Source organism: Burkholderia cepacia complex sp. TUM26381, from assembly GCF_057439935.1.
In genome coordinates, this window is record NZ_CM172008.1 from 1,172,288 (window position 1) to 1,198,740 (window position 26,453).

The window sequence follows — 26,453 nt, forward strand, 5'->3', positions numbered from 1 at the left end:
CTTGCATCGCATGCCGTGTGCGTCATGCGCTCGCGATCTGCGCGCGCTGTCCGGCGCGCCACTTCATCCAGGTGCCGTACACGCCGGACGCCAGCACGAGGCCGACGAACCACGCGTACGTATAAAGCGTGTTGAAGAACGCCGGCACGTTCGGGAACGACGCCGGGAATGCCGTGTGCAGGAAGCCGGGCAGGTTCGGCAGCACGCCGACCGCGAGCGCGGCCAGCGCGGCCGGGTTCCAGCCGTGCGCATAGCTGAAGCCGCCGCGCTCGTCGAACAGCGCGCGCGTGTCGAGCCGCGTGCCGCGAATCAGGAAGTAGTCGACCATCAGGATGCCCGCGACGGGCCCGAGCAGCGCCGAATAGCCGACGAGCCAGGTAAAGATATAGCCGTCCGTCGTCGCGAGGATCTTCCACGGCATCATCACGATCGCGATCGTCGCGGTAATCATCCCGCCGGTGCGGTACGAGATGGCCTTCGGCCACAGGCTCGAGAAATCGTAAGCGGGGCCCACGAGATTCGCGGCGAGGTTGCAGCACATCGTGTCGAGCGTGAGGATCACGAGCGCGATGCCCACGCCGATGCCCGTCATCCGGCTCGTCAGGTCGATCGGATCCCAGATCGCGTTGCCGTAGATCACGACGGTGGCCGACGTCACGACGACCGACACCACCGACAGCAGCGCCATCGGCAGCGGCAGCCCGATCGACTGCCCGATCATCTGGTCGCGCTGCGAATGCGCGAAGCGCGTGAAATCGGGGATGTTCAGCGCGAGCGTCGCCCAGAAGCCGACCATCGCGGTCAGGCCCGGCCAGAACGTCTCCCAGAACAAGCCGGCCTTCTTGCCGCCGGCCGCGAACTGCGACGGCGCCGACAGCATCGAGCCGAAGCCGCCCGCCTTCGACGTCGCCCACCAGACGAGCGCCACGCACATCACGACCTTGATCGGCGCGGACCAGCTTTCGAGCCAGCGGATCGAATCGGTGCCGTGCCAGATGAAGTAGATCTGCAGCGCCCAGAACACGAGGAAGCACGCGAGCTGCCCGACCGAGATGCCGACGAGCGGCAGCGCCGCGCCGTGCAACGCATTGCCGGTCAGGATGTTCAGCAGCGTGTAGATCGCGCTGCCGCCGAGCCAGGTCTGGATGCCGTACCAGCCGCATGCGACGATCGCCCGCAGCAGCGCCGGCAGCTTCGCGCCCTGCGTGCCGAACGACGCGCGCACGAGCACCGCGTACGGAATCCCGTGCTTCGCACCCGCATGGCCGATCAGCAGCATCGGCACGAGCACGATCAGGTTGCCGAGCAGCACCGTCGTCACCGCCTGCCACGGCGACATGCCCTCCTGAATCAACCCGGCCGCAAGCATGTACGACGCGATGTTCATCACCATCCCGACCCACAGCGCCGCGAAGTGATACCACTTCCACGTGCGCTGCGCCGGCGTCGTCGGCGCGAGGTCGTCGTTGTACAGGCTGCCGCCCGGCGCCGCGGCGCTGTCGGGATCGGCTGGATTCGCTGCGTGATTCATCGAACGCACTCCACGGAAAACGCCAGTGCCGGCATCATGCGATGCCGGCCCGGGTGGAACGAAAAGCGGCGGTGCGGGAAGTCCCGCGCCGCCGGACGCCGGTCAGGCAGCCTTCTTCGCGTGCTTCTCGGGCGCCGCCGCCGCACCTGCACTCGCATCCGCGCTCGCCGGATTGTTCGGATGCGTGGTCCAGTTCGCGTAGTCGCCCGTATCGACACGCTCCATCGTGATGCATTGCTCGACCGGACACACATGCATGCAAAGATTGCACCCGACGCACTCCGAATCGACCACTTCGAAGTGCCGCACGCCGTCCTTCGTCGCCGTGATGGCCTGGTGCGACGTATCCTCGCACGCGATATGGCACAGCCCGCACTGGATGCAGCGGTCCTGGTCGATGCGCGCCTTGATGTCGTACTTCAGGTTCAGGTATTTCCAGTCGGTCACGTTCGGCACCGCGCGGCCGCGGATGTCGTCGAGCGTCGCATAGCCTTTCTCGTCCATCCAGTTCGACAACCCGTCTGCGAGGTCCGACACGATCCGGAATCCGTAATGCATCGCCGCGGTGCACACCTGCACGCTGCCGGCACCGAGCACCATGAACTCCGCCGCGTCGCGCCATGACGAGATGCCCCCGATGCCCGAAATCGGCAGGTTCGGCGTTTCCGGGTCGCGTGCGATCTCGGCGACCATGTTCAGCGCGATCGGCTTGACCGCCGGGCCGCAATAGCCGCCGTGCGTGCCCTTGCCGTCGACGGTCGGCATCGGCGCCATGTGATCGAGATCGACCGCGACGATCGAGTTGATCGTGTTGATCAGCGACACGCCGTCCGCACCGCCCTTGTATGCGGCGCGCGACCCCATCCGGATATCGCTGATGTTCGGCGTGAGCTTCACGAGGCACGGCAGCTTCGTGCCTTCCTTCACCCAGCGCGTGACCATTTCGACATATTCGGGCACCTGCCCGACGGCCGCGCCCATCCCGCGCTCGCTCATGCCGTGCGGGCAGCCGAAGTTGAGTTCGACCGCATCGGCGCCGGTATCCTCGACAAGCGGCAGGATCCACTTCCAGTCGCGTTCGTTGCACGGCACCATCAGCGATACGATCAGCGCGCGGTCCGGCCAGTCGCGCTTCACCTGCGCGATCTCTCTCAGGTTCACGTCGAGCGGCCGGTCGGTGATCAGCTCGATGTTGTTCAGCCCCGCGATGCGCTGGCCGTTCCATTGCACGGCGCCGTAGCGCGAACTGACGTTGACGACGTGCGGATCGAGCCCGAGCGTCTTCCAGACGACGCCGCCCCAGCCCGCCTCGAAGGCGCGGTTGACGTTGTACGCCTTGTCGGTCGGCGGCGCGGACGCCAGCCAGAACGGATTCGGCGAAGTGATGCCTGCGATGGTGCAACGAAGGTCGGCCATGGTCGGCTCCGTGAGAATGGGGTCGTGTTCGATGTGCTTGCAGTGCGCCGCGCGTTCAGGCCGCCTTTGCGTCGCGCGCGGCGAGCGCCGCGTCGATCGACGCGGCCGCGCGCTTGCCGTCCTGCACGGCCTGCACCGTGAGGTCGATGCCGCCCGTCGCCGCACAGTCGCCGCCGGCCCATACGTCGGGCAGCGCCGTGCGCCCGTCGGCATCCACCGCGATGCGCGAACTGTCCGCCGTCAGCAACGCGGCGGCGACACCGTCCGGCACCAGCGTCTGGCCGATCGCCTTCAGCACCATGTCCGCATCGACGGTGAAGCGCTCGCCCGATGCGGCCTCGAATTCGACACCCGTCACCTGCCCGTTCGCGCCCGCCATGCGCACCGGCTTCGCATGCGTGACGAGCGTGACGCCGCACTTCTGCGCGAACTCGCGCTCGGCCCACGTCGCGCTCATTGCCTCCACGCCGCGCCGGTACACCATCGTCACGCGCTCGGCGCCGAGCTTGCGGCTCTGCACGGACGCATCGATGGCCGTATTGCCGCCGCCGATCACGACCACGCGCCGCCCGACCGGCACGTTCTCCAGCGTGTCGGCCTGCCGCACCTGCTCGATGAAATCGACCGCATTCATCACGCCGCCCAGCTGCTCGCCATCGATCGCGAGCGCCCGCACGCCGCCGAGCCCCATTGCGAGGAATACCGCGTCGTGCTGCTCACGCAGTGCGTCGAGCGTCACGTCTCGCCCGAGCGCAACCCCGGTTTCCAGCGTGATGCCGCCGACCGACAGCAGCCACTCGACTTCGCGCTGTGCGAAATCGTCGACGGTCTTGTACGCGGCGATCCCGTATTCGTTGAGGCCACCGGCCTTCGGGCGCGCGTCGAACAGCGTGACGCGATGCCCGGCAAGCGCGAGCCGGTGCGCACACGCGAGTCCGGCCGGCCCGGCGCCGACCACCGCGACATGACGGCCCGTATCGGGCGCGCGCCGGAACTGCACCGCACCGGTTTCCATCGCCCAGTCGGTCGCATGCCGCTGCAGCGCGCCGATCGCAACCGGCTGCGCATCCTGGTGGTTACGCACGCAGGCGCCTTCGCACAGGATCTCGGTCGGGCACACGCGCGCACACATCCCGCCGAGCGGATTCGCGGACAGGATGTCGGTCGCGGCGCCTTTCAGGTTGCCGTTGCCGATCTTGCGGATGAAGCTCGGGATGTCGATCTGCGTCGGGCACGCCTGCACGCATGGCGCGTCGTAGCAGTAGTGACAACGGCTCGCGGCGGCCGCCGCGGCAGTCGGATCGAGCAGCGGCGCGATATCGGCGAATTCGCACGAGAGTTGCGTGGACGACAGGCGATGCGCGGCGATATCGCCGGTTGGCTTGGTGGTCATACGCGTTCCTTCGACTGAGTGGAGACAAAGCCGTCCCCGCCGGCTGCAAACGCACAGTCGGGGCGGTCATGCTGAGGAATCCTGTGTTCAGGCGATACGCAGCCTCCCGGCTGCTATGACCGATCCATCATGAAGCCGGCTCGCATGCGCGCGACAGCATCGCGTGCAGCAGCACGTTCGCGCCGGCCTCGATCCATGCGGGCGTCGCGTCCTCGATCTCGTTGTGGCTGATGCCGTCGACACACGGCACGAACACCATCGACGTCGGCGCGACCTGCGCCAGATAACACGCATCGTGGCCCGCACCCGACACGATGTCGCGATGCGAATAGCCGAAGCGATCGGCCGCGCCGCGCACGGCTTCGACGCAGGCGGCATCGAACGCGACCGGCTTGTAGTAGAAAATCTGATCGAGTTCGGTCTCGAGCCCGATGTCGGCCGCAATGCGCGCGACGCCGTCGCGCAGCGCGGCGTCCATCTTCGCGAGCACGGCGTCGTCCGGATGACGGAAATCGACCGTGAAGAACACGCGCCCGGGAATCACGTTGCGCGAGTTCGGGTGAACCTGCATCATCCCGACCGTCGCACAGCCGAACGGCGCATGATCGAGGCCGATCCGGTTGACGAGATCGACCACACGCGACGCGCCGAGCAGCGCATCGCGGCGGCGCGGCATCGGCGTCGGCCCCGCGTGCGCTTCCTGCCCGGTGAACGTGATCTCGTACCAGCGCTGCCCCTGCGCGTCGGTCACGACGCCGATCGTCTTGCATTCCGCTTCGAGAATCGGCCCCTGCTCGATATGCAGCTCGAATGCCGCGTGCAGCTTGCGCCCGCCGCACGGCACGTCGCCCGCGTAGCCGATGCGCGCCAGTTCCTCGCCGATCGTCTTGCCGTCCACATCCTTGCGCGACAGCCCGTATTCGAGCGGGAACACGCCCGCGAACACTCCGGACGCGACCATCGCGGGCGCGAAGCGCGAACCTTCCTCGTTGGTCCAGATCACGACCTCGACCGGATGCTCGGTCTCGATCCCGTGATCGTTGAGACTGCGAATCACCTCGAGGCCGCCGAGCACGCCGTAGATGCCGTCGAAGCGGCCGCCGGTCGGCTGCGAATCGGCGTGCGAGCCCGTGACGACCGGCGCCGCGTCGGCCACGCGGCCCGCACGGCGCATGAATACGTTGCCCATCGTATCGACCGTCACGGTGCAGCCGGCGGCCTTCGCCCAGCCGACGATCAGGTCGCGGCCGGCCTTGTCGAGATCGGTCAGCGCGAGGCGGCACACGCCGCCCTTCGGCGTCGCGCCGATCTTCGCGACTTCCATCAGGCTGTCCCACAACCGCTTGCCGTCGACCTTGATCGACGTGTCGAAAGCTGCCCGCTTCACTGTTTCCGATACCGCGTTCATTCGTATCGCTCCTGTGGGGTCGGTAATGTTTTCAGCCCGGTCTGTGCCGGTGCGTGCGATGCCTGTTCCGGGGCATGTCCGCCCAAGTGCGGTGCATGTTCCCGTCGTTCGCGAAACGCATCAGATCCTGTCCGATTGGACAGGTTTTAGACGATCAAAATGGCCAGCGCAACGTCTTTCTTGCATGACGCGACAGAGCGAGAAACGTGCCATCGCAATGCAGCATCGCCACGCACGCGCGGCATCCGCACGCGTGCGCTCGACGCGGATCAGCGGCTAGAATGAAGCCCAACGCGGCATGCCCGCCGCGCGAGGGTAACGATGAGACATGACGAGGCGGCAACCGAAGCCACCGACCGAGACGAAACGTCCGCGCCTTTGCGGCGACGCAAGGCGCACATCCGCGAGTCCAACGAAGCGCATCTGCTCGCCTGCGCGGAGGCCGTATTCGCGGAACGCGGGCTCAACGGCGCGAGCACCGCGATGATCGCGGAGCGTGCCGGTTTGCCGAAAGCCAACCTGCATTACTACTTCCCGACGAAGCTCGCGCTGTACCGTCGCGTGCTCGACGACCTGTTCGAGGACTGGCATCGCGCGGCCGGCTCGTTCGAGGCCGATGACGATCCGGTGGAGGCGATCGCCGGCTACGTGCGCGCAAAGATGGCGCTGTCGCAACGGCGACCGCTCGGCTCCAAGGTGTGGGCCAACGAGATCATCCACGGCGCGGAGCACATGCAGGACATCCTGTCGGAACGCGTGAGGCCGTGGTTCGACACGCGCGTGAGCGTGATCGACGGCTGGATCGCGCGCGGGCTGCTCGCGCCGATCGATGCGCATGCGCTGATGTACCTGATCTGGGCGACCACGCAGCACTACGCGGATTTCGATGCGCAGATCCGCGCGCTGAGCGGCAAGCGCACCTTCACGAAGAAGGCGTTCGACGAGAAGACCGAACAGGTTGTGCAGCTCGTGATCCGCGCATGCGGCGCGGTATCGCCGAAGGCAAGTTCTCCGGAATAAAAAACGGGCGACGGGTATCGCGCAAGTCCGCCTTGCGCGATACCCGTCGCCCGCGTTGCAGCGTGCGTAATCGGCGATACGTTACGCGATGCGCTCGATCGCGATGGCCGTCGCCTCACCGCCGCCGATGCACAGCGATGCGACGCCGCGCTTCCGGCCATACGTTTCGAGCGCGGCCAGCAGCGTCACCATCACGCGCGCACCCGATGCGCCGATCGGATGCCCGAGCGCGCACGCGCCGCCGTGTACGTTGACCTTCTCGTGCGGCAGGTCGAGGTCGCGCATCGCGGCCATCGGCACGACCGCGAACGCTTCGTTGATCTCGAACAGGTCGACGTCGCGCAGGTTCCAGCCGGTTTTCTCGGACAGCTTGCGCAGCGCGCCGATCGGCGCGGTCGCGAACAGGCCCGGCTTGTCCGCAAACGTCGAATGCCCGACGATCACGGCCTTCGGTGCGAGGCCGAGGCGCTCGGCTTCGGAGCGGCGCATCATCACGAGCGCAGCCGCGCCGTCCGAGATCGACGACGCGTTCGCGGCCGTCACCGTGCCGCCGTCGCGGAACGCCGGCTTCAGCGTCGGGATCTTGTCGAGCTTCGCATTGCCCGGTTGCTCGTCGATCGACACGACGCTTTCGGTCTTGCCGGCCTTCACGGTCACCGGCGCGATCTCCGACACGAAATGCCCTTCGGCGATCGCGCGCTGCGCGCGCGTGAGCGATGCGATCGCGAACGCATCCTGCGCCTCGCGTGTGAACTGGTACGCCTGTGCGCAATCCTCGGCGAAGGTGCCCATCAAACGGCCCTTTTCGTACGCATCTTCGAGCCCGTCGAGGAACATGTGGTCGAGCACCTGCCCGTGACCCATGCGCATCCCCGCCCGCGCCTTCGGCAGCAGATACGGCGCATTCGACATGCTCTCCATCCCGCCCGCGACGGCCACCGCCGCCGAACCGGCCAGCAGCAGGTCATGCGCGAACATCGCCGCCTTCATCCCCGAACCGCACATCTTGTTGACCGTGGTCGCACCCGCGCCGAGCGGCAGCCCGGCCTTCAGCGCGGCCTGCCGCGCCGGCGCCTGGCCCTGGCCGGCCGGCAGCACGCAGCCGAACACGATTTCGTCGATACGCTCGGCCGGCACGTTCGCGCGCTCCAGCGCCGCGCGAATGGCGACCGCGCCAAGGTCGCTCGCGCTGGCCGCCGCCAGGTCGCCCTGAAAACCACCCATCGGCGTACGCGCCGTGCCAACGATTACGATCGGATCCTGAGTCGTCATGATTCGCTTCCTCCAGTGTCAGCGCGGTGCCATGCGCAACGCGCCATCGAGACGGATGACTTCGCCGTTCAGCATCGTGTTTTCGGCGATGTGGCGCACCAGCGCCGCAAATTCTTCCGGGCGGCCGAGCCGCGGCGGGAACGGCACGCTCTTGCCGAGCGCGTCCTGCACGTCCTGCGGCATGCCGGCCATCATCGGCGTCGCGAAGATGCCCGGCGCGACCGTCACGACGCGAATGCCGAAGCGCGCGAGTTCGCGCGCGACCGGCAGCGTCATGCCCACCACGCCGCTCTTCGATGCAGCATACGCCGCCTGCCCGATCTGCCCGTCGAACGCGGCGACCGATGCGGTGTTGACGATCACGCCGCGCTCGCCTTCCGCGTCGGCGTCCTGCTTCGACATCGCTTCGGCGGCCAGCCGGATCATGTTGAACGTGCCGACCAGATTGATCGATACCGCACGTGCGAAACGCTCGAGCGAGTGCGGGCCGTCGCGGCCAACCACCTTCTCGCCCGGCGCGACGCCCGCGCAATTGACGAGCGCGTCGATACGGCCGAATGCATCGCGCGCGGCGGCGACGGCCGCCTGGCCATCGGCTTCGCTCGTCACGTCGGTCTTCACGAAACGCGCGGCCGCACCGAGTTCGTTCGCGAGGCTCGCGCCCGCATCGTCATTGACGTCCAGCAGCACGGACTTGCCGCCTTGCTCGACGACCATGCGCGCCACCGCGGCGCCAAGGCCCGAACCGGCGCCCGTAATCATAAAAACGCGATCCTTGATATTCATTCGCAGTCCATATTCAGGGTTGAGCGACCTTCTCGGCTTCCATCTTGCGCAGCACGAAGCGCTGGATCTTGCCGCTCGGGGTTTTCGGCAGCGCGTCGACGAAGTCGATCGCGCGTGGATAGGCGTGAGCGGACAGCCGCCGCTTCACATGCAGGCTCAGTTCCTCGGCCAGTTCAGGCGTACCGTCGAAGCCTTTCGACAGTACGACGAACGCCTTCACGATTTCCGTGCGCTCCGGATCGGGCACGCCGATCACGGCCGCTTCGCTGACGGCCGGATGCTCGATCAGCGCGCTTTCCACGTCGAACGGGCCGATCCGGTAGCCGGACGACGTGATCACGTCGTCCGCGCGGCCGATGAAGCTCACGGTGCCGTCCGGCTCCAGTTCGACGTTGTCGCCCGTCCGGTAATAGCCACCCGCGATCGCCGGCGTGTCCTGCTGCCAGTAGCCGCGGAACCACAGCAGCGGCGAGCGCGCGATGTCGATCGCGAGGTTGCCGGGCTCGCCGGGGCCGAGCTCGCGGCCCGCTTCGTCGAGCACCGCGACCCGGTAGCCCGGCATCGCGAAGCCGGCGGAACCGACATGCACCACGTGTGCGAGACCGTGATGGTTGTTCACGACCATCCCGAGCTCGGTCTGGCCGTAGTGATCGTAAATCGGCGCACCGAGCGCCGCGTCGAACCAGCGCACGACCTCCGGATTCAGCGGTTCGCCCGCGCTGCTCACCACGCGCAGCTTGCCCTTCACGCGCGCCGCCGCTTCCGGTCCGGCGGCCATCAGCATCCGGTACGCGGTCGGCGAGCCGGCCAGGCTCGTGATGCCGAGCCGTTCGATCACGTCGTACGTGCTGTCGACCGTGAAGCTGCCTTCGTAGAGCGTCGTCGCATGGCCGAGCACCAGCGGGCCCGTGATCGCGTAGTAGAGGCCGTACGCCCAGCCCGGATCGGCGATGTTCCAGAACCGGTCGCCCGCGCGCAGGTCGACCGCGTCGCGCGTGTACGCACCGAACGCGAGCAGCGCGTACAGCGGCACCGGCACGCCCTTCGGCAAACCCGTCGTGCCCGACGTCGACATCATCATGAACAGGTCGGACCCCTTGCGCAGCACCGGTTCGAACGTGTCGGACTGCGCGTCGAGCGCCGCGCGGAAATCGATGTCGCGCTCCGGCAGCGTGTCGCCCGGTTCGCGCACCGTCGCGACCGGCGGGCAATCGGCGATCTCGTCGAGCTTCGCGCGATTCGCGACATTGGTCACGACGAGGCGCGCATCGCTCATGCGCAACCGGTGCTCGATCGCCTTCGGGCCGAACGCGGTGAACAGCGGCTGGTAGACGGCGCCCGCGCGCCACGTGCCGAGGATCGTCGCGACAAGCTCCGGCGTGCGCGGCAGCAGGCCGGCCACCACGTCGCCCGGCTTCACGCCCTGCGCGACGAGCAGGTTCGCCACGCGGGCCGACAACGCCTGCATCTGCGCGAACGTGAAGCGGTGGTGCTGCCCGCCGATATCGATCCAGTCCAGCGCGACCGCGCCCGCCGTCGCGTGCCGGTCGCAGCATTCGACGCACGCGTTCAGGCCGCGCTCCAGGTCGCCGTGCAGTTGCGCGGCGGCGGTCTCGATACTGAACCGGGCCACGGCGTCGGCGTAGGCCGGCACCGCCCGGGCGGTAGCTCCATCAGGCATGCGTGTCTCCTGTGCGTTATGACCGCCGGCGAGCCAGGGGCGCGACGGGGATACATCGATAGTAGACAGCCCGTACATTGCAATCAATGACAAACAGAATCTAGAATCGTGATCGCTTTTGCCATGTCGGGAGGATGCAGGAAAATGGGGCCGCAGATGATTTCGCCGGATTTCGTCGACGATGCGCTCGCGAGCCTGCGCCGGCGGCACATCGCGACGGCGCCTGTGCTGCGCGCCGCCGGCCTGCCGGCCGCCGTGCGCGAGCCCGTCACGCCGCTGCAGTACGGCCGGCTGTGGCTGGCGATCGCCGGCGTGCTCGACGACGAATTCTTCGGGCTCGCCGCGCGCCCGATGCGGCGCGGCAGCTTCACGCTGCTGTGCCACGCGGTGCTGCACGCCGGTACGCTCGAGCAGGCGCTGCGGCGCGCGCTGCAGTTCCTGCGCGTGGTGCTCGACGAGCCGCACGGCGCGCTCGTCGTGGCCGACGGGCAGGCGCAGATCGTGCTGACGCAATCGGGCGCGCCATATCCGGCGTTCGCGTACCGGACCTTCTGGCTGATCCTGCTCGGTGTCGCGTGCTGGCTGACCGGCCGGCGCATCCCGCTGCAGCGCATCGATTTCGCTTGCCCGAGCCCCGATCAGCGCAGCGACTATCACCAGTTCTTCGGCGTGCCCGTGCATTTCGACCGGCCCGACAGCCGGCTCGCGTTCAATGCCGCGTATCTCGCGCTGCCGACGATCCGTTCCGAGCAGGCGCTGAAAACGTTCCTGCGCGGCGCGCCCGGCAACCTGCTGGTCCGCTACCGGCACGATACGGGCTGGGTCGCGAAGACACGCGCGCACCTGAAGGCCTTGCCGGCCGCCGAGTGGCCCGACTTCGACACGCTGGCCGTGCGCCTCGGCACGACGCCCGCGACATTGCGGCGACGCTTGCGCAGCGAAGGGCAAAGCTTCGCGGCGATCAAGGACGAGTTGCGCGGCGCGCTGGCCCAGTCGCTGCTGCGCGGGCACGCGCTCAGCGTCGCGGAGATCGCGGTCGAACTCGGCTTCACCGAGCCGAGCGCGTTTCATCGCGCGTTCCGCAAGTGGACGGGCACGAGCCCCGGCGCATTCCGGCGTGACGTGCATGCGGCTGAGGTGGAGCCTTGAAGCGCGTGCGGTTGAACCGGGACGCGTGCGAAAGTCGCGGGGCGCCCGTCCCGCGACGCCGATACGCCGCGAACATCTGCGAGTTTCGCACCGGCAAGCTCGGCCATGACCTCCGGCGTGAAGCGCCTGCGGACGTTCGTGCCGTAACGTCACGCGGGCGCCGACACCACGAAGCGCTCAGTCGACGCTCGCCGCGACACCCTGCAACGGCCGCGAGAACAGCTTGCAACCCGCGTAGTAGACGAGCGATGTCAGCGACAGGCCGACGATCCACGATACGTCCGCACCGCCAAGCCGGCTCGCCAGTTCGCCCGTATAGAGGTCGGTCGCCATGAACGGCGCCTGCGCGACGATGCCGATGAAATACGACCCGACGGCGATCGTGTTGAAGCGTCCGTAGATCCCGCCGTCCTGCCGGAAGAACGAATCGACGTCGTACTCGCCGTGACACACGAGGTAGTAATCGACGAGGTTGATCGCGGTCCACGGCACGAGCACGTACAGCAGCAGCAGGATGAAGTTCGTGTAGCCGGCGAGGAAATTGTCCTGTCCGAACAGCGCGATCGCGAGCGCGATGCCGCACAGGACGATCGCGGTGATCGCGCGCGCCCGCGCCTTGCCCGACCACGACGGGAAGAGCGTCTGCAGCACGGTGATGGCCGACAGCGCGCCGCAATACAGCTCCATCGCATTGCTGGCCGCGATGCCGAACGACAGCACGACGATCACGAGCACGCTGATGCCTTGCGTGAGGCCCGTGAGGCCGCTCACGACGTTGCCGTCGGGCGTCGCGAGGCCGACCAGGCAGCCGAGCAGCATCGGGAAGAACGAGCCGAGCACGCAGCCCCAGTAGCTCGACCAGAACGCGCTGCGCGGCCCCGTGTCGGGCGGCAGGTAGCGCGAATAGTCCGACACGTAGGGCGCATACGCGATCTGCCACAGCGCGGCGACCGACATCGCACCGAGAAAACCGGACAGGTTCAGCGAATGCTTCGAGAACGTATCGCCCGGCAATCCGTGCACGAAGATGATCCACACGAATGCGAGCACGAGCACGCTGCCCGAGCACCAGCTCAGCAGTCGCGCATACGCGTGGATCAGCTTGTAGCCGTAGATCGACCCGAGCAGGCTGATCAGCCCGATCACGACGACGCCCGCATCGAGCGGAATAGCCGGGCTCAGGCTGTGCAGCGCCTGCCCGCCGAACACGCAGTTCGACGCGAAGAAGCCGACATACATCACGACGACCAGCGCGACCACCAGCAGAGCGCCAAACGACCCGAACTGCCCCCGTGTCTGAATCATCTGCGGCACGCCAAGCTGCGGCCCCTGCGCGGAATGCAGCGCCATGAACACTGCGCCGATCAGGCTGCCGGTGAGTGTGGCCAGCGCGGCCCACCAGAACGGCTGCTTGAACACCGTCGTCGCGAGCGATCCGGTGACGATCGTCAGCATCATGATGTTCGACCCGAACCAGATCGTGAACAGGTCCTTCGCGCTGCCGTGCCGCTCGGTCAGCGGAATCGGCTGGATGGTGCTTTCCTCGAGATGAGCAATGGACTCGCCCTGACTCATTTCGTCTCCTTGTCTATGTCGTGATGTGTGTCGGCTCGCGGGCGGCGATGTTTTCTGAATTCCTCATTAATTGAAACAAGATGAAACGGCATCTCACCGAATCACCGCCCTTGATACCCGAACTTCCGTGCCCCTGACTGCCGCTCCGAATACCGCACGAAGTCGACCAATCTCGGTCGCGATACGCGCTCCCGTCCGTCAATCACCGGAACGAAAGCGCGCCGCTCAACCCGTCAGCAGCCGATCCCCAGCACTTCGCGCGCGGTTGCATCCACCGCCTTGCGCATCGTGCCGACCAGTTCGTCGATCTGCGCGTGATCGATCACCAGCGGTGGCGCGACGATCAGGCGCCCGTTCGTCGAACGCACGATCGCACCGAGTTCGAAGCCGACGGTCCGGCTGTGCCAGGTCAGGTCCGCTTCGTTCGCGAAGCGCTCGCGCGTCGCCTTGTTCTTCGCGAACTGGATCGCGCCGACCGCCCCCGCGCCCTGGATCTCGCCGACGAGCGGATGACCATCGAACGCGTCGCGCAGCGCCTTCTGCAGATACGGGCCCGTAGCGGTCTTCGTCCGCTCGACGAGCCCGTCGCGCTCGAGCACGTCGAGGTTCGCCAATGCGACCGCAGCCGCGACCGGGTGCCCCGAATAGGTCAGCCCGTGCGCATAGACGCCCCCCTTGTCGACCAGCGCATCGCCGACGCGCCGACTCATGATCAGGCCGCCCATCGGCACATAGCCCGACGTCAGCCCCTTGGCCATGCAGATCAGGTCAGGCTCGAAGCCGAAGTGACGATGCGCGAACCACTCGCCGGTGCGGCCGAAGCCGCCGATCACTTCGTCCGCGCAGAGCAGCACGTCGTACTGGCGGCAGATGCGCTCGATCTCCTGCCAGTAGCCGTCCGGCGGAAAAATCATCCCGCCGGCGCCCTGGAATGGCTCCGCGACAAACGCGGCGACGCGGTCCGCGCCTATCTCGAGAATCTTGCGCTCGAGCGACAGCGCCGCCTGCTTGCCGAACGCCTCGGGGCTCAGGTCGCCGCCGTTCGCGTACCAGTAAGGTTCGTCGACGTGCGTGACGTTCGGAATCGGCAGGTCGCCCATTTCATGCATGAACGCCATGCCGCCCAGCGATGCGCTGCCGACCGTCGACCCGTGATAACCGTTCACGCGCCCGATCAGCACCTTCTTTTCGGGCTTGCCCATCACGTCCCAGAAGCGCCGCACCGTGCGGATCAGCACTTCATTCGATTCGGAACCCGAATTGGTATACACGACGTGGCTGAAGCGATTGCCGAGCAGCGCGAACAGCCGCTCCGACAGCTCGATCACCGACGGGTGCGTCGTATGAAAGAACATGTTGTAGTAGGACAGTTCCCTCATCTGCCGCGCGGCGGCATCGATCAACTCCGGACGGCCATAGCCGACGTTGGTGCACCACAGCCCGGACATGCCGTCCAGATAGCGGTTGCCGTCGTTATCCCATAGATATACACCTTCGCCGCGTACCATCACGCGCGCGCCCTCTTCGTTCAGCGCCTTCTGGTCGACGAATGCATGCAGGTGATGCGCGGCGTCGCTGCGTTGATAGTCCTGCGTCGTACGATGCGGAAAGTTGGGCGCATTCATGAGCGAGTCTCCGGTTCGTTGTATGGATGAAAATCGTTGACGTGCGGCGCGGTGCGGCCGCCAGCGGCCCACCGCATCGAATCAGTAGCTGATCCAGGTCGTCTTGAGTCCCGTGTACTTGTCGATCGCGTGCAGCGACAGGTCGCGGCCGAAGCCCGACTGGCGGAACCCGCCGAACGGCGTTTGCGCGCTCAGCGCATCGACCGTGTTGACGGACACCGTGCCGGCGCGCAGCCGGCCCGCTACGCGATGCGCACGCGACAGGCTGCCGGTCCACACCGACGCGGCAAGGCCGTAGATCGAGTCGTTCGCGAGCCGCACAGCCTCGTCCTCGGTATCGAACGCCATCACCGACAGCACGGGCCCGAAGATCTCCTCGCGTGCGATCGCGTCGCCAGGCGTCACGTCGATGAAGATCGTCGGCTCGATGAAGTAGCCCTTGCCGTCGACACGCGGTGCGCCGCCGCCGATCGCGAGTGTCGCGCTGTCGCGGCCGCGCGCGATCCACTCACGCACGCGCCGGTGCTGCTGCTCGTCGACGATCGCGCCCATCCCGCTCGCCGGGTCGAGCGGATCGCCCGGCATGAACGCGGCCGCATGCGAGATCAGCCGGTCGACGAACGCGTCGTGGATCGAGCGCTGGACCAGCAGCCGCGAGTTCGCGGAACACACTTCGCCCTGGTTGAAGAAGATGCCGAAGCACGCCTTGCGGGCGGCGAGGTCGAGATCGTCCGTATCGTCGAACACGAGGTTCGGGCTCTTGCCGCCGCATTCGAGCCACACCTGCTTCATGTTCGACTGCGCGGCGTATTCGAGGAATTTCTTGCCGACGGCCGTCGATCCCGTGAACGCGAGAACGTCGACGTCGGGATGCAGCCCGAGCGCGCGCCCTGCGGTCTCGCCGTAGCCCGGCACGACATTCAGCACGCCGGGCGGCAGGCCGGCCTCGAGCGCCAGTTCCGCGAGACGCAGCGCGGACAGCGGCGATTGCTCCGCCGGCTTCAGCACGATGCTGTTGCCGGCCGCGAGCGCCGGCGCCACCTTCCACGCGACCATGTCGAGCGGAAAATTCCACGGCACGACCGCGCCGACCACACCGAGCGGTTCGCGCGTGACGACCGCGAGGTTGCCGGGGTCGGTCGACGCGACTTCACCATGCAGTTTGTCGACCGCTTCCCCGTACCAGCTGAACAGGCCGCCGGCGGCCGGCACGTCGATGCTGAACGCGTCTGCGACGCGCTTGCCCATGTTGAGCGAGTCGAGCAGCGCGAGTTCCTCTCCATGCGCGGCGATGAGCTCACCGAGGCGGCACAGCACGCGCTTGCGCTCGGCCGGTGCGCAGCGCGACCAGACACCGGACTCGAACGCGTTGCGTGCGGCGCGCACCGCGTCATCGACATCCGGCGCGTCGCACGATGCGACCTCCGCGATGACGGCCTCGGTCGCCGGATTGATCGCGGCGAACGTCCGGCCGCTGCGCGCCGCCACGCTGTGGCCGCCGATATGGGCGAGCGTTCCCGGGACGACCTGCGCCGCGAGACGTCTCCAGTCCGCGTGCTGATGGTGTTCTGCTGAAGTTGGGTTCATTCAAGACTCCGTTGTGACGACCAGGCGCGTGTGCATTGTTGTCCGCCTGGGTTCGACCCGGCGACAGTGCCGGCGGGCACGGCCGACTTTCATGTCAGCCGTGATGCGCAGCCGTCGTCCGGTTGGCAAACTGTCGGTCAACAAAAAGAGATTTGAAAGAACAGTTTTTCTTCTCACTGAAGAGGTTATTTCTATTCATTTGACTGTCGTGCAGTGGGTTTTCCTGTCGCCGCGCCGTCCCGGTGCCGTTTGTTGGTGTCCGCGCGCATCGGCTTTCCGCCGCGATTCAACGTCCTGCGCGCGGCGATGCGCGATGCGCACGACGTTGCGCCCCGATCCGTCAGACCACATACTGGTCGGTCAGTCCGAACGAGGTTACGTCGATGGTGGGTGTCGATCAGGGTGCCGCTTCGGTCTTTGGCGTGATCGGAACGGCCGTGTCCTTGCTGGCGGCGATTCCGTACGCGCTCGCGATCTACCGGCGCACCGTTCGCCCGCATCTGTTCACGTGGCTCGTGTGGTCGGTCGTCACGGCGATCGCGGCTGTCGGCCAGTTCGTGGCCGGCGCGGGACCGTCCGCATGGTGCACGGCGGCGATTGCCGTCACGTGTTTCCTGACGCTGGTCGCCAGCCTGTTTCGCGGCGAACGCGGCTGGACGGCCGTCGACTGGTTGTTTCTGTGCGCGGCGCTGTCGGCCATTCCGCTGTGGGTGCTGACCGACGATCCGACGGTCTCGATCTGTCTGGTCACGCTGATCGAGCTTGCGGGTCTCGGCCCGACCGTGCGCAAGACGATTCGCGATCCGTGGAGCGAGAGCCTCGCCTATTTCGCGCTGTGCGTGCTCAAGTACGCGCTGGCGTTGCTGGCACTGAGTACGTGGAGTGTGGCGGTCGCGTTCTATCCGGCCGTCAACCTCCTCGCGTCGATCGGCATCTGCATGGTGATGCTGGTGCGGCGTCAAACGTTGTCGAACGCGCGCTAGACACGATCCGTCACCACGGTGTGCCCAACCGCGACTCTTCCGGAATGATGCGAGGCCCTGACATGGATGCAATCCGTACAGTCGTCGAACCTTTTGAAGCCGCGCTGCGCGCGGCGATGCTGGCCAACGATGTCGAAACGCTCGACGCATTGCTCGACGACGCGCTGGTATTCACCGTTCCGACCGGGCAGGTCATCTCGAAGGCGGACGATCTGGCCGCGCATCGCGCGAAGCTGCTGCGTCTGGAGAAACTCGACGTCCACGACATGCGCGCATGCGCGATCGACGAGATGATCCTGACCACGACGAGGGCGACCCTCGCCGGCCATTTCGACGGCGCGGCGTTCGACGGCACGTTTGCCTATACGCGCCTCTGGCGCCGCGCGGGCACCGGCTGGCGCGTCGTTGCCGGGCATGCATCGCAGGTCATGTAGATTGCGCCGGATTCCGTCTGTCCGGACAGCCGCGTGCGCGTGACTTTCCCATTCAGCGCGCACCACCGGGAACAGGCGCCGGCCGCTCTCGATATCGCTGCGTCGCGGGATCGATGGACGGCTACCCGTCGCGGGTCACGTCCATTTCGGCCTGTCGATGGAGGCGGTGCCGCCTCTGCGTGCGCCAGCCGCGCCGGCACGCGTGAGGGATGCCACGCCCGCCCATCCAGCAGACGAGCGTGGCCGGTGTCGCGCGTCGTCAAACAGGCTGCATCGTCGATGCGCGCCTGTCCTCGAGCTTGAACTCGCCGACCGTCTGCGCGAGTTTGGCGGCCTGCTCGCGCAGCAACGTCGCCGCGGCCGCCGACTGCTCGACGAGCGCCGCATTCTGCTGGGTCGCATTGTCGAGATGCGACACGGCCTGATTCACCTGCTCGAGCCCGGTGCTCTGCTCCTTCGCTGCGACGGTCATTTCGGCGATCACGCCCGTGATGCCGCGCACGCCCTCGACGATTTCATCCATCGTCGCGCCGGCCGTCTGGACGAGTCCGGAGCCCCCCTCGATCTTCTCGACCGACGAGTGGATCAACTGCTTGATCTCCTTGGCGGCCTGCGCGCTGCGCTGCGCGAGTGCACGCACCTCGCCCGCGACGACCGCAAAGCCGCGGCCATGCTCGTTCGCACGTGCTGCCTCGACGGCGGCATTCAACGCGAGAATGTTGGTCTGGAACGCGATGCCGTCGATCACGCCGACGATGTTGGCGATCTCGCCGGACGCCTGCGTAATGTCGTTCATCGTCGAGACGACCTCGCTCACGACCGAGCCGCCGCGCAGCGCGACATTCGACGCGGATTCCGCCAGACGGCTCACCTGGCTTGCGGCATCGGCCGAATTGCGGGCCGTGCCGGCGATTTCCTCGAGTGCAGCGGCCGTTTCCTGCAGGCTCGACGCCGCATGTTCGGTCCGGCTCGACAGATCCTGGTTGCCCTGGGCGATCTCGGCGCTCGCAAGGTTGACCGATGCGCTGAATTCGCGAATCTGCAGCAGGATCGTGCTGATCTTTTCGGCGAACAGGTTGAACGCATGCGCGATCTGCGCGGCTTCGTCCGTGCCGTCGGCAGGCAGGCGTTTCGTCAGGTCGCCGCTGCCGCTCGAGACGTCCGTGAGCGCATCGCGAACCAGCAGAATGCGTTTGAAGGCCGCGTTCGTCATCGCGCCGACGAGCGCCGCGGCGATGACGGCGACGATCAGGATCGCCGCCAGCGTCGTCGTCGCGACCGCACGCATACCGGCCGTCACGTCAGCCTTGTCGAGCGCGAGCACCAGCGACCAGTCCGTGCCGGCGATCGGTTGTGCGCGCATCAGCTTGGTGGCCCCGTCGATGTCGACCGCGACGGGGGCGGACGCCGTTTGCAGCGCGCCGAGGTGATCGGCGTCGAGCGCAGGCGACAAGCCGGTCGCAGGCCTCATGATCAGGTCGGTCTTGGCCGACGCGATCACGCGCCCGCTCTTGTCCACCAGGAACGCGAAGCTCGCCGGTGTCGGGTGAACGGAGGTGACAATCGCGCTTACGCTCTCCATGAACAGGCTGGCGGCGAGCACGCCCTTCACGGTGCCGTCTCGCACCACGGGCACCGCGAACGCAACAGCCGGCTTGCCGGTCGTCGCATCACGGTAGAGCGCCGTCACGACCAGCTGGCCCGCGCTGACGGCTTGCTTGTACCAGGGCCGTGCGGTCGGGTCGTAGCCGGGCGCGAGCGGAACATTCGAGAAGGCGGTCTTGTCCGGCAGTCCAAGCGTCAGCACCTCGAAGCCGCCCGACTTGCCGAGCAGCTTCAACGCCGGCAGCGGGTCGCCCTCGCCGATGGCGATCGTATCGGCCAGTGCCTGGGTTTCCCGTCCCCTGCTGGCCACCCATTCGTTGATCGCCAGCGCGTGACCGGCGAGGATCGACTTGTGATTCTGGTCGATGGTCTCGTCGTTGTGGTTTTTGACGACGCAATAGACCAGCCCCCCCGTCACAGCCAGCGCCGTGACCACGATGGCGACGCAGGTCGCGAGTATCCGAGCACGAATCGAGGACAGCATGATGACTTCGATCTCCGTTACTACGTTATTTGAATGGGATCGCCGAAGGCCGGCAACGTCCTGTTTAACGACAGCGCCTGCGGGAACTTAAGGCCTGACTGGCCAGACCAGTTCACGCAAGAGATCGGCGGGGGGCGAAAACGGAAGGTGACGGCTTGATTCGGCAGGGCCGGACGACCGTGCCGACTGCCCGTGGCGCATAGCGGGAATGCGTGCTGCAGCAGATTTTCACAGGCGCCACAATATTCGGGCGCCTGAAACGTCTTCAGAGGCATGGAATCGCCACCCACTTCGCACATGATGACCGACCCAGACCGCGACATCACAGCGACAGTGATGCGTGAACGAACGAGGCTCGTGAATTTCATCCGGCGTCGAATACGCGACCCGGACGACGCCGAGGACATCCTGCAGGATGTGTTTCACGAGTTCGTGCAAGCGTATCGACTGCCTGCGCCAATCGAACAGGCAAGCGCGTGGCTTTTCCGTACCGCGCGCAATCGCATCATCGATCGCTTTCGCAAGAAGAAGGAGCAGCCGCTGACCGACCTGCTCGAGGCCGAGGACGAAGCGGGCAGCGAGTATCGCCTGGACCTCGCGCTACCGGCACACGATGCCGGCCCCGAAGCGCTTTACGCTCGCACGCTCGTGCTCAAGGCCTTGCAGGATGCGCTCGACGAGTTGCCATCGAATCAGCGTGAGGTTTTCATCGCGCATGAACTCGAGGGGCAGTCCTTCAAGGAAATGGCCGCGCAAAGCGGCATCACGCTCAATACCCTGCTCGCGCGCAAACGCTATGCGGTCTTGCATCTTCGTGCGCGGTTGCAGCCCATTTATGACGAACTGGATCTCTAAAGGAGTCGGCGAATGAATTTTCGAATCAGATGTGCGGGCAAAGCAGTGCTCGTGGTGATCGCCATAGGCGTGCTCGGATGGGTCGTCATGATGCTGTGGAACTGGGTGATTCCGGCGCTATTCGTCGGTGCCCGTACGATCGACTTCGCCCGTGCGCTGGGCCTGCTCGTGTTGAGCCGCATTCTGTTCGGCGGATTCCGCGGACACCGCGGCTGGCACGGCCGGCGCCACTGGCGCAAATGGGAATCCATGACCCCGGAAGAACGCGAGCGTTTTCGGGCCGCATGGCGATCGGGCAGCAACCCGCGCACAGGAGAGTGAACATGCGCGAGAAATCAACGGGCGACTGCAAACAGAAGCCGGGGGTGATCGCGCCGGTCGTCGATCTGAAACGTTGCGAAGGAAAGGGGGATTGCGTCACCGTCTGCCCTGAGAACGTGTTCGAGATCCGGCGCATCGATCAGGCCGATTACCTCGGCCTCGGTCTGATGCATCGCCTGAAACAGCGCGTGCATGGCATGAAAGTCGCCTACACGCCGAATGCGCACGCCTGCCGGTCATGCGGGCTTTGTGTGACGGCGTGTCCTGAACGCGCCATCACGCTCGCCCGAAGGACCTAGCATCGCCCGGGTTCGTCGATGACGGAACCGCAGCGCAGGAAGCCTGACGGAGAGGCAGCCGCCGGATATGTCGTCGACTTCAATAATCTATTAGGAATGCAAATGGCTTCATCCACCATCGATCTGCTGCAACGGCTTCATGAAGAGAGCCGAGCCGAAATCATCGCCCGCGCACGCGCGCAGTTCCAGGGATCGAACGAAGCGTTCCTGACGCTCGGCGACGAATACGAGGCGCTGGCCCCCCGGCTGCGGGGACGATTTCTCGACATGATCGGGCTGTCCAGCGAAGACTTCGGGTCCCCGGAAGGCAGCCCGCTGTCGTTAGCCGTGTCGGCGGAAACGGGAAGATTCCTGCACAACATGGTGCTCTCGCAACGGCCGGCCAGAATCCTCGAGCTCGGCAGTTCCCGCGGCGTGTCCACGCTGTATTTCGCCGAGGCACTGCGCACGTTGGGTCGGGGCGTGGTCGTCGCGACCGAACGCGATGCGCTCAAGTGCGTACATCTGCGCGCTCACGTCGAAACAGCGGGCCTGGACGCCTATGTCGATATGCGGGAGGGCGATGTATTCGAGACCGTTGCCGCACTGGACGGCATTTTCGACTTGGTATTCATCGACGTGTGGGCCGACGCCTATCTCGCCGTATTCAAGCAGATCGAGCGTCTGCTACGCCCGGGATCGGTCGTACTTGCCGACAACATGTACACGGCCGAGGACGCCGTTCGACCGTACAAGCGCTATCTCGACGACGATCCGCGGTTTTCGACCACGACACTGGAGTTTGAATCGGGAGTTGAATTTACGGTCGTCGTTTCTTGAGCCGGGATGTCGTCGAGGGATTGGTTTTGCGGGAATGCCATTTACCGCAGCCAAGCCTGGGCATCAGCTCGACGCGGCGCGCCGAAAGGCAGATGGATGATGCAGGGAGTTTTTCGGCAGAAATCGGGATTTGTCGATCATCGTCGGCAAACGTCGCTCATTATTGGCCATCACGTGATCGCTGCTGAGTGCGTCGACCTTGGCAGGACGTCGGCTAACGGTGCGCTGGTGCAGCCCATCGACGAACGTACCGGGGATTTCAGAGGTGCTGGCGGTGGATCGCGAAGACAGCAGATACCTGAGTAGAAGGACACCAGCTTCGATAGTACCGACGCAAGTGAACGGGCAACCTGGGCAGGCGGAACATCTTTATATGCCAAGATCGTGGAAGCGGGATGGAAGGTGGCGAATCTGGCGGGTGGCGTGGATGCGACCTCGGTCCGAATCGACGCCCGTCGGCGCCGCAGCGCCGGGCGCATTTCGCGTGGCCGGCATCGCACATTTCTGTCGCTCAAATGCAAAAACCCCCGCCTTTCGGGCGGGGGTTTCTGGCTTAGGGAGCCTGACGATTACCTACTTTCACACGGGAATCCGCACTATCATCGGCGTAGAGTCGTTTCACGGTCCTGTTCGGGATGGGAAGGGGTGGGACCGACTCGCTATGGTCATCAGGCAAAGAGGGTTGTTGCGCTGGCTTCGCAGCGCAACCAATCTTGGAAGAAGCAGTAATTTTGAGTTGTGTGTATCACACACGAGAATCCAACTTGTCGCTTTGGATCGCAGCCAGTGCTTTCACACGGCGCCGATCTACAAGGCAGACTTGTTATAGGATCAAGCCTTACGGGCAATTAGTATCAGTTAGCTGAACGCATTACTGCGCTTACACACCTGACCTATCAACGTCCTGGTCTCGAACGACCCTTCAAGGGGATCTAGTCCCCAGGGATATCTCATCTTAAGGCGAGTTTCCCGCTTAGATGCTTTCAGCGGTTATCTCTTCCGAACATAGCTACCCGGCGATGCCACTGGCGTGACAACCGGTACACCAGAGGTTCGTCCACTCCGGTCCTCTCGTACTAGGAGCAGCCCCCTTCAAATATCCAACGCCCACGGCAGATAGGGACCAAACTGTCTCACGACGTTTTAAACCCAGCTCACGTACCTCTTTAAATGGCGAACAGCCATACCCTTGGGACCGGCTACAGCCCCAGGATGAGATGAGCCGACATCGAGGTGCCAAACACCGCCGTCGATATGAACTCTTGGGCGGTATCAGCCTGTTATCCCCAGAGTACCTTTTATCCGTTGAGCGATGGCCCTTCCATACAGAACCACCGGATCACTATGACCTGCTTTCGCACCTGCTCGACTTGTCGGTCTCGCAGTTAAGCACGCTTATGCCATTGCACTATCAGCACGATTTCCGACCGTACCTAGCGTACCTTCGTACTCCTCCGTTACGCTTTGGGAGGAGACCGCCCCAGTCAAACTGCCTACCATGCACTGTCCCCGACCCGGATCACGGGCCAAGGTTAGAACCTCAAACAAACCAGGGTGGTATTTCAAGGACGGCTCCACCGAAACTAGCGTTCCGGTTTCATAGCCTCCCACCTATCCTACACAGATCGGTTCAAAGTCCAATGCAAAGCTACAGTAAAGGTTCATGGGGTCTTTCCGTCTAGCCGCGGGTAGATTGCATCATCACAAACACTTCAACTTCGCTGAGTCTCGGGAGGAGACAGTGTGGCCATCGTTACGCCATTCGTGCAGGTCGGAACTTACCCGACAAGGAATTTCGCTACCTTAGGACCGTTATAGTTACGGCCGCCGTTTACCGGGACTTCAATCAAGAGCTTGCACCCCATCATTTAATCTTCCGGCACCGGGCAGGCGTCACACCCTATACGTCCACTTTCGTGTTTGCAGAGTGCTGTGTTTTTATTAAACAGTCGCAGCCACCAGTTTATTGCAACCCCTTCACCCTCTGCCCGCAGGGGCATCAAGCTACAAGGGCGTACCTTATCCCGAAGTTACGGTACCAATTTGCCGAGTTCCTTCTCCCGAGTTCTCTCAAGCGCCTTAGAATACTCATCTCGCCCACCTGTGTCGGTTTGCGGTACGGTCATCGTTAGACTGAAGCTTAGAGGCTTTTCTTGGAACCACTTCCAATTGCTTCGCTCCCTAAGGAGCTCGCGCCACACCCTTGAATTCCGCGCCCGGATTTGCCTAAGCGCCTTCTCCAATGCAGCGACCGGGACTTCCAACACCCGGACAACCTTCCGCGATCCGTCCCCCCATCGCATCTAACAATGGTGCAGGAATATTGACCTGCTTCCCATCAGCTACGCATTTCTGCCTCGCCTTAGGGGCCGACTCACCCTACGCCGATGAACGTTGCGTAGGAAACCTTGGGCTTACGGCGAGGGGGCCTTTCACCCCCTTTATCGCTACTCATGTCAGCATTCGCACTTCCGATACCTCCAGCACGCTTTTCAACGCACCTTCGCAGGCTTACGGAACGCTCTCCTACCATGCGTGCAAAGCACGCATCCGCAGCTTCGGTATATAGCTTAGCCCCGTTACATCTTCCGCGCAGGACGACTCGATCAGTGAGCTATTACGCTTTCTTTAAAGGGTGGCTGCTTCTAAGCCAACCTCCTGACTGTTTTAGCCTTCCCACTTCGTTTCCCACTTAGCTATATTTGGGGACCTTAGCTGGCGGTCTGGGTTGTTTCCCTCTTGACACCGGACGTTAGCACCCGATGTCTGTCTCCCGTGATTGCACTCTTCGGTATTCGGAGTTTGCTATGGCGGGGTAATCTGCAATAGACCCCCCAACCATGACAGTGCTCTACCCCCGAAGGTGAGACACGAGGCACTACCTAAATAGTTTTCGGAGAGAACCAGCTATTTCCAAGTTTGTTTAGCCTTTCACCCCTATCCACAGCTCATCCCCTAACTTTTCAACGTTAGTGGGTTCGGACCTCCAGTACGTGTTACCGCACCTTCATCCTGGCCATGGATAGATCACTTGGTTTCGGGTCTACGCCCAGCAACTGAACGCCCTATTCGGACTCGCTTTCGCTACGCCTGCCCTATACGGTTAAGCTTGCTACTGAACGTAAGTCGCTGACCCATTATACAAAAGGTACGCCGTCACCCCTTACGAGGCTCCGACTGTTTGTATGCATGCGGTTTCAGGATCTATTTCACTCCCCTCCCGGGGTTCTTTTCGCCTTTCCCTCACGGTACTGGTTCACTATCGGTCGATCACGAGTATTTAGCCTTGGAGGATGGTCCCCCCATCTTCAGACAGGATTTCACGTGTCCCGCCCTACTTGTCGCACACCTAGTTCTTTCATACTGTTTTCGCCTACGGGGCTATCACCCGCTATGGCCGCACTTTCCAGAGCGTTCGGCTAACAATACAAATAAAGAGTGCAAGGCTCATCCCATTTCGCTCGCCACTACTTTGGGAATCTCGGTTGATTTCTTTTCCTGCGGTTACTTAGATGTTTCAGTTCACCGCGTTCGCTTCACATGGCCTATGTATTCAGCCATGGATACTCCAAAAGGAGTGGGTTTCCCCATTCGGACATCTACGGATCAAAGCTCGTTTGCCAGCTCCCCGTAGCTTTTCGCAGGCTACCGCGTCCTTCATCGCCTGTGATCGCCAAGGCATCCACCACATGCACTTGTTCGCTTGACCCTATAACGAGTCTGTCTCGTCGACAGTCGCTACAGGTTGAGTTCTCGCATTTGTGCCGTATTCCAATTGAGTCAAACATAGAGTTCGAATCATCTTGAGATACATCGATACAATCACAACCCGGATAGTTTTCACGTCCATCTCAAGACGCTTCCGCTATCCAAATTACTTACTTCTTCCAGATTGTTAAAGAACGACAGCCGATATCTATTGATATCCTCTGACTGGCTCAATCGCCAATGCAAAGCGCTCGCTGAATTTTCAGCAAACTCTTAGCATTGAGGATTGGTGGAGGCAGACGGGATCGAACCGACGACCCCCTGCTTGCAAAGCAGGTGCTCTCCCAGCTGAGCTATGCCCCCATGAGTACAGATTTCCTCAGGTACCTACCGCCAGACAATGGTGGGTCTGGTTGGATTCGAACCAACGACCCCCGCCTTATCAAGACGGTGCTCTAACCGACTGAGCTACAGACCCCTGAGTCTGTCTTTAAATTTACAG

At 64.3% G+C, this 26,453-nt stretch carries 19 protein-coding genes, 2 tRNA genes and 2 rRNA genes; 8 read left to right on the forward strand and 15 right to left on the reverse strand.

The genetic code is table 11. The annotated features are described in order from the left end of the window. Positions 1–22: 22 nt before the first annotated feature. The 4 genes from ACWMMN_RS37110 to ACWMMN_RS37125 form a co-directional block, all read right to left on the reverse strand. A complete protein-coding gene (locus tag ACWMMN_RS37110; RefSeq protein ID WP_486424280.1) occupies positions 23–1,531 on the reverse strand; it encodes an NCS1 family nucleobase:cation symporter-1 in 1,509 nt (502 codons plus the stop codon). Positions 1,532–1,633: 102 nt separating this feature from the next. Then, positions 1,634–2,947, reverse strand: coding sequence for an NAD-dependent dihydropyrimidine dehydrogenase subunit PreA (gene preA / locus ACWMMN_RS37115; protein ID WP_256087590.1), 1,314 nt, complete (start codon positions 2,945–2,947; stop codon positions 1,634–1,636). 55 nt (positions 2,948–3,002) lie between these two features. Beyond that, positions 3,003–4,340, reverse strand: coding sequence for an NAD(P)-dependent oxidoreductase (locus tag ACWMMN_RS37120; protein ID WP_486424281.1), 1,338 nt, complete (start codon positions 4,338–4,340; stop codon positions 3,003–3,005). A gap of 127 nt (positions 4,341–4,467) precedes the next feature. After that, complete coding sequence (locus ACWMMN_RS37125) at positions 4,468–5,748, reverse strand: Zn-dependent hydrolase (RefSeq protein WP_059241039.1); 1,281 nt, start codon at positions 5,746–5,748, stop codon at positions 4,468–4,470. Positions 5,749–6,069: 321 nt separating this feature from the next. Between ACWMMN_RS37125 and ACWMMN_RS37130 the strand changes: the two genes are divergently transcribed. Next, positions 6,070–6,768: a TetR/AcrR family transcriptional regulator gene (locus ACWMMN_RS37130; protein ID WP_174993626.1), complete on the forward strand. Its 699-nt coding sequence runs from the start codon at positions 6,070–6,072 to the stop codon at positions 6,766–6,768. Between the two features lie 81 nt (positions 6,769–6,849). Here ACWMMN_RS37130 and ACWMMN_RS37135 read toward each other — a convergent pair whose 3' ends face one another. The 3 genes from ACWMMN_RS37135 to ACWMMN_RS37145 are packed head-to-tail and all read right to left on the reverse strand — an operon-like array spanning position 6,850 to position 10,507. Further along, positions 6,850–8,040, reverse strand: a complete 1,191-nt coding sequence (locus ACWMMN_RS37135; RefSeq protein WP_486424282.1) for an acetyl-CoA C-acyltransferase — start codon at positions 8,038–8,040, stop codon at positions 6,850–6,852. Positions 8,041–8,058: 18 nt separating this feature from the next. Then, positions 8,059–8,826 carry a 3-hydroxyacyl-CoA dehydrogenase gene (locus tag ACWMMN_RS37140; protein WP_059241042.1) on the reverse strand — a complete coding sequence of 256 codons (768 nt, stop codon included), beginning with the start codon at positions 8,824–8,826 and terminating at the stop codon, positions 8,059–8,061. Between the two features lie 13 nt (positions 8,827–8,839). Then, positions 8,840–10,507, reverse strand: a complete 1,668-nt coding sequence (locus tag ACWMMN_RS37145; protein ID WP_486424283.1) for an acyl-CoA synthetase — start codon at positions 10,505–10,507, stop codon at positions 8,840–8,842. A gap of 144 nt (positions 10,508–10,651) precedes the next feature. Here ACWMMN_RS37145 and ACWMMN_RS37150 point away from each other — a divergent pair, with 144 nt between their 5' ends. Beyond that, positions 10,652–11,656, forward strand: coding sequence for an AraC family transcriptional regulator (locus tag ACWMMN_RS37150; protein WP_256087594.1), 1,005 nt, complete (start codon positions 10,652–10,654; stop codon positions 11,654–11,656). A 177-nt stretch (positions 11,657–11,833) separates the two neighbouring features. Here ACWMMN_RS37150 and ACWMMN_RS37155 read toward each other — a convergent pair whose 3' ends face one another. The 3 genes from ACWMMN_RS37155 to ACWMMN_RS37165 form a co-directional block, all read right to left on the reverse strand. Continuing rightward, positions 11,834–13,231, reverse strand: coding sequence for a purine-cytosine permease family protein (locus ACWMMN_RS37155; RefSeq protein WP_342706140.1), 1,398 nt, complete (start codon positions 13,229–13,231; stop codon positions 11,834–11,836). Between the two features lie 233 nt (positions 13,232–13,464). After that, positions 13,465–14,856, reverse strand: coding sequence for an aspartate aminotransferase family protein (locus tag ACWMMN_RS37160; RefSeq protein WP_486424284.1), 1,392 nt, complete (start codon positions 14,854–14,856; stop codon positions 13,465–13,467). Positions 14,857–14,937: 81 nt separating this feature from the next. After that, entirely contained in the window at positions 14,938–16,443 is a 1,506-nt protein-coding gene (locus tag ACWMMN_RS37165; RefSeq protein ID WP_486424285.1) for an aldehyde dehydrogenase, read from the reverse strand. A 383-nt stretch (positions 16,444–16,826) separates the two neighbouring features. On the opposite strand from ACWMMN_RS37165, the gene ACWMMN_RS37170 reads away from it, so the two are divergent. Beyond that, the gene (locus ACWMMN_RS37170) at positions 16,827–17,426 is read left to right on the forward strand and encodes a hypothetical protein (RefSeq protein ID WP_059241048.1); all 600 of its coding nucleotides are present in this window, start codon (positions 16,827–16,829) and stop codon (positions 17,424–17,426) included. Positions 17,427–17,488: 62 nt separating this feature from the next. After that, a complete protein-coding gene (locus ACWMMN_RS37175; RefSeq protein ID WP_059241049.1) occupies positions 17,489–17,860 on the forward strand; it encodes a nuclear transport factor 2 family protein in 372 nt (123 codons plus the stop codon). Between the two features lie 259 nt (positions 17,861–18,119). On the opposite strand, the gene ACWMMN_RS37180 is transcribed toward ACWMMN_RS37175, so the two are convergent. Beyond that, entirely contained in the window at positions 18,120–19,949 is a 1,830-nt protein-coding gene (locus ACWMMN_RS37180; RefSeq protein ID WP_174993617.1) for a methyl-accepting chemotaxis protein, read from the reverse strand. Positions 19,950–20,222: 273 nt separating this feature from the next. On the opposite strand from ACWMMN_RS37180, the gene ACWMMN_RS37185 reads away from it, so the two are divergent. The 4 genes from ACWMMN_RS37185 (at position 20,223) to ACWMMN_RS37200 (ending at position 22,243) form a co-directional block, all read left to right on the forward strand. Next, a complete protein-coding gene (locus tag ACWMMN_RS37185) occupies positions 20,223–20,804 on the forward strand; it encodes an RNA polymerase sigma factor (protein WP_196486675.1) in 582 nt (193 codons plus the stop codon). A gap of 12 nt (positions 20,805–20,816) precedes the next feature. After that, positions 20,817–21,125: a hypothetical protein gene (locus tag ACWMMN_RS37190; protein WP_059241051.1), complete on the forward strand. Its 309-nt coding sequence runs from the start codon at positions 20,817–20,819 to the stop codon at positions 21,123–21,125. Positions 21,126–21,127: 2 nt separating this feature from the next. Continuing rightward, entirely contained in the window at positions 21,128–21,424 is a 297-nt protein-coding gene (locus ACWMMN_RS37195; RefSeq protein ID WP_081052077.1) for a 4Fe-4S dicluster domain-containing protein, read from the forward strand. A 102-nt stretch (positions 21,425–21,526) separates the two neighbouring features. Beyond that, complete coding sequence (locus ACWMMN_RS37200) at positions 21,527–22,243, forward strand: O-methyltransferase (RefSeq protein ID WP_486424286.1); 717 nt, start codon at positions 21,527–21,529, stop codon at positions 22,241–22,243. Between the two features lie 560 nt (positions 22,244–22,803). On the opposite strand, the gene rrf is transcribed toward ACWMMN_RS37200, so the two are convergent. The 4 genes from rrf to ACWMMN_RS37220 all read right to left on the reverse strand — a co-directional run bounded on the left by rrf (position 22,804) and on the right by ACWMMN_RS37220 (position 26,429). Next, positions 22,804–22,916: ribosomal RNA gene (gene rrf, locus ACWMMN_RS37205) — 5S ribosomal RNA — on the reverse strand. Positions 22,917–23,070: 154 nt separating this feature from the next. Then, positions 23,071–25,952: ribosomal RNA gene (locus ACWMMN_RS37210) — 23S ribosomal RNA — on the reverse strand. A gap of 286 nt (positions 25,953–26,238) precedes the next feature. After that, positions 26,239–26,314, reverse strand: a tRNA-Ala gene (locus ACWMMN_RS37215). A gap of 38 nt (positions 26,315–26,352) precedes the next feature. Further along, positions 26,353–26,429 (reverse strand) — tRNA-Ile (locus tag ACWMMN_RS37220). Positions 26,430–26,453: the final 24 nt, after the last annotated feature.

Coding starts and splice junctions, on each gene's coding strand:
- ACWMMN_RS37110 (WP_486424280.1), bottom strand. CDS start 1,531: ATGAATCACGCAGCGAATCCAGCCGATCCCGACAGCGCCGCGGCGCCG.
- preA (WP_256087590.1), bottom strand. CDS start 2,947: ATGGCCGACCTTCGTTGCACCATCGCAGGCATCACTTCGCCGAATCCG.
- ACWMMN_RS37120 (WP_486424281.1), bottom strand. CDS start 4,340: ATGACCACCAAGCCAACCGGCGATATCGCCGCGCATCGCCTGTCGTCC.
- ACWMMN_RS37125 (WP_059241039.1), bottom strand. CDS start 5,748: ATGAACGCGGTATCGGAAACAGTGAAGCGGGCAGCTTTCGACACGTCG.
- ACWMMN_RS37130 (WP_174993626.1), top strand. CDS start 6,070: ATGAGACATGACGAGGCGGCAACCGAAGCCACCGACCGAGACGAAACG.
- ACWMMN_RS37135 (WP_486424282.1), bottom strand. CDS start 8,040: ATGACGACTCAGGATCCGATCGTAATCGTTGGCACGGCGCGTACGCCG.
- ACWMMN_RS37140 (WP_059241042.1), bottom strand. CDS start 8,826: ATGAATATCAAGGATCGCGTTTTTATGATTACGGGCGCCGGTTCGGGC.
- ACWMMN_RS37145 (WP_486424283.1), bottom strand. CDS start 10,507: ATGCCTGATGGAGCTACCGCCCGGGCGGTGCCGGCCTACGCCGACGCC.
- ACWMMN_RS37150 (WP_256087594.1), top strand. CDS start 10,652: ATGGGGCCGCAGATGATTTCGCCGGATTTCGTCGACGATGCGCTCGCG.
- ACWMMN_RS37155 (WP_342706140.1), bottom strand. CDS start 13,231: ATGAGTCAGGGCGAGTCCATTGCTCATCTCGAGGAAAGCACCATCCAG.
- ACWMMN_RS37160 (WP_486424284.1), bottom strand. CDS start 14,856: ATGAATGCGCCCAACTTTCCGCATCGTACGACGCAGGACTATCAACGC.
- ACWMMN_RS37165 (WP_486424285.1), bottom strand. CDS start 16,443: ATGAACCCAACTTCAGCAGAACACCATCAGCACGCGGACTGGAGACGT.
- ACWMMN_RS37170 (WP_059241048.1), top strand. CDS start 16,827: ATGGTGGGTGTCGATCAGGGTGCCGCTTCGGTCTTTGGCGTGATCGGA.
- ACWMMN_RS37175 (WP_059241049.1), top strand. CDS start 17,489: ATGGATGCAATCCGTACAGTCGTCGAACCTTTTGAAGCCGCGCTGCGC.
- ACWMMN_RS37180 (WP_174993617.1), bottom strand. CDS start 19,949: ATGCTGTCCTCGATTCGTGCTCGGATACTCGCGACCTGCGTCGCCATC.
- ACWMMN_RS37185 (WP_196486675.1), top strand. CDS start 20,223: ATGGAATCGCCACCCACTTCGCACATGATGACCGACCCAGACCGCGAC.
- ACWMMN_RS37190 (WP_059241051.1), top strand. CDS start 20,817: ATGAATTTTCGAATCAGATGTGCGGGCAAAGCAGTGCTCGTGGTGATC.
- ACWMMN_RS37195 (WP_081052077.1), top strand. CDS start 21,128: ATGCGCGAGAAATCAACGGGCGACTGCAAACAGAAGCCGGGGGTGATC.
- ACWMMN_RS37200 (WP_486424286.1), top strand. CDS start 21,527: ATGGCTTCATCCACCATCGATCTGCTGCAACGGCTTCATGAAGAGAGC.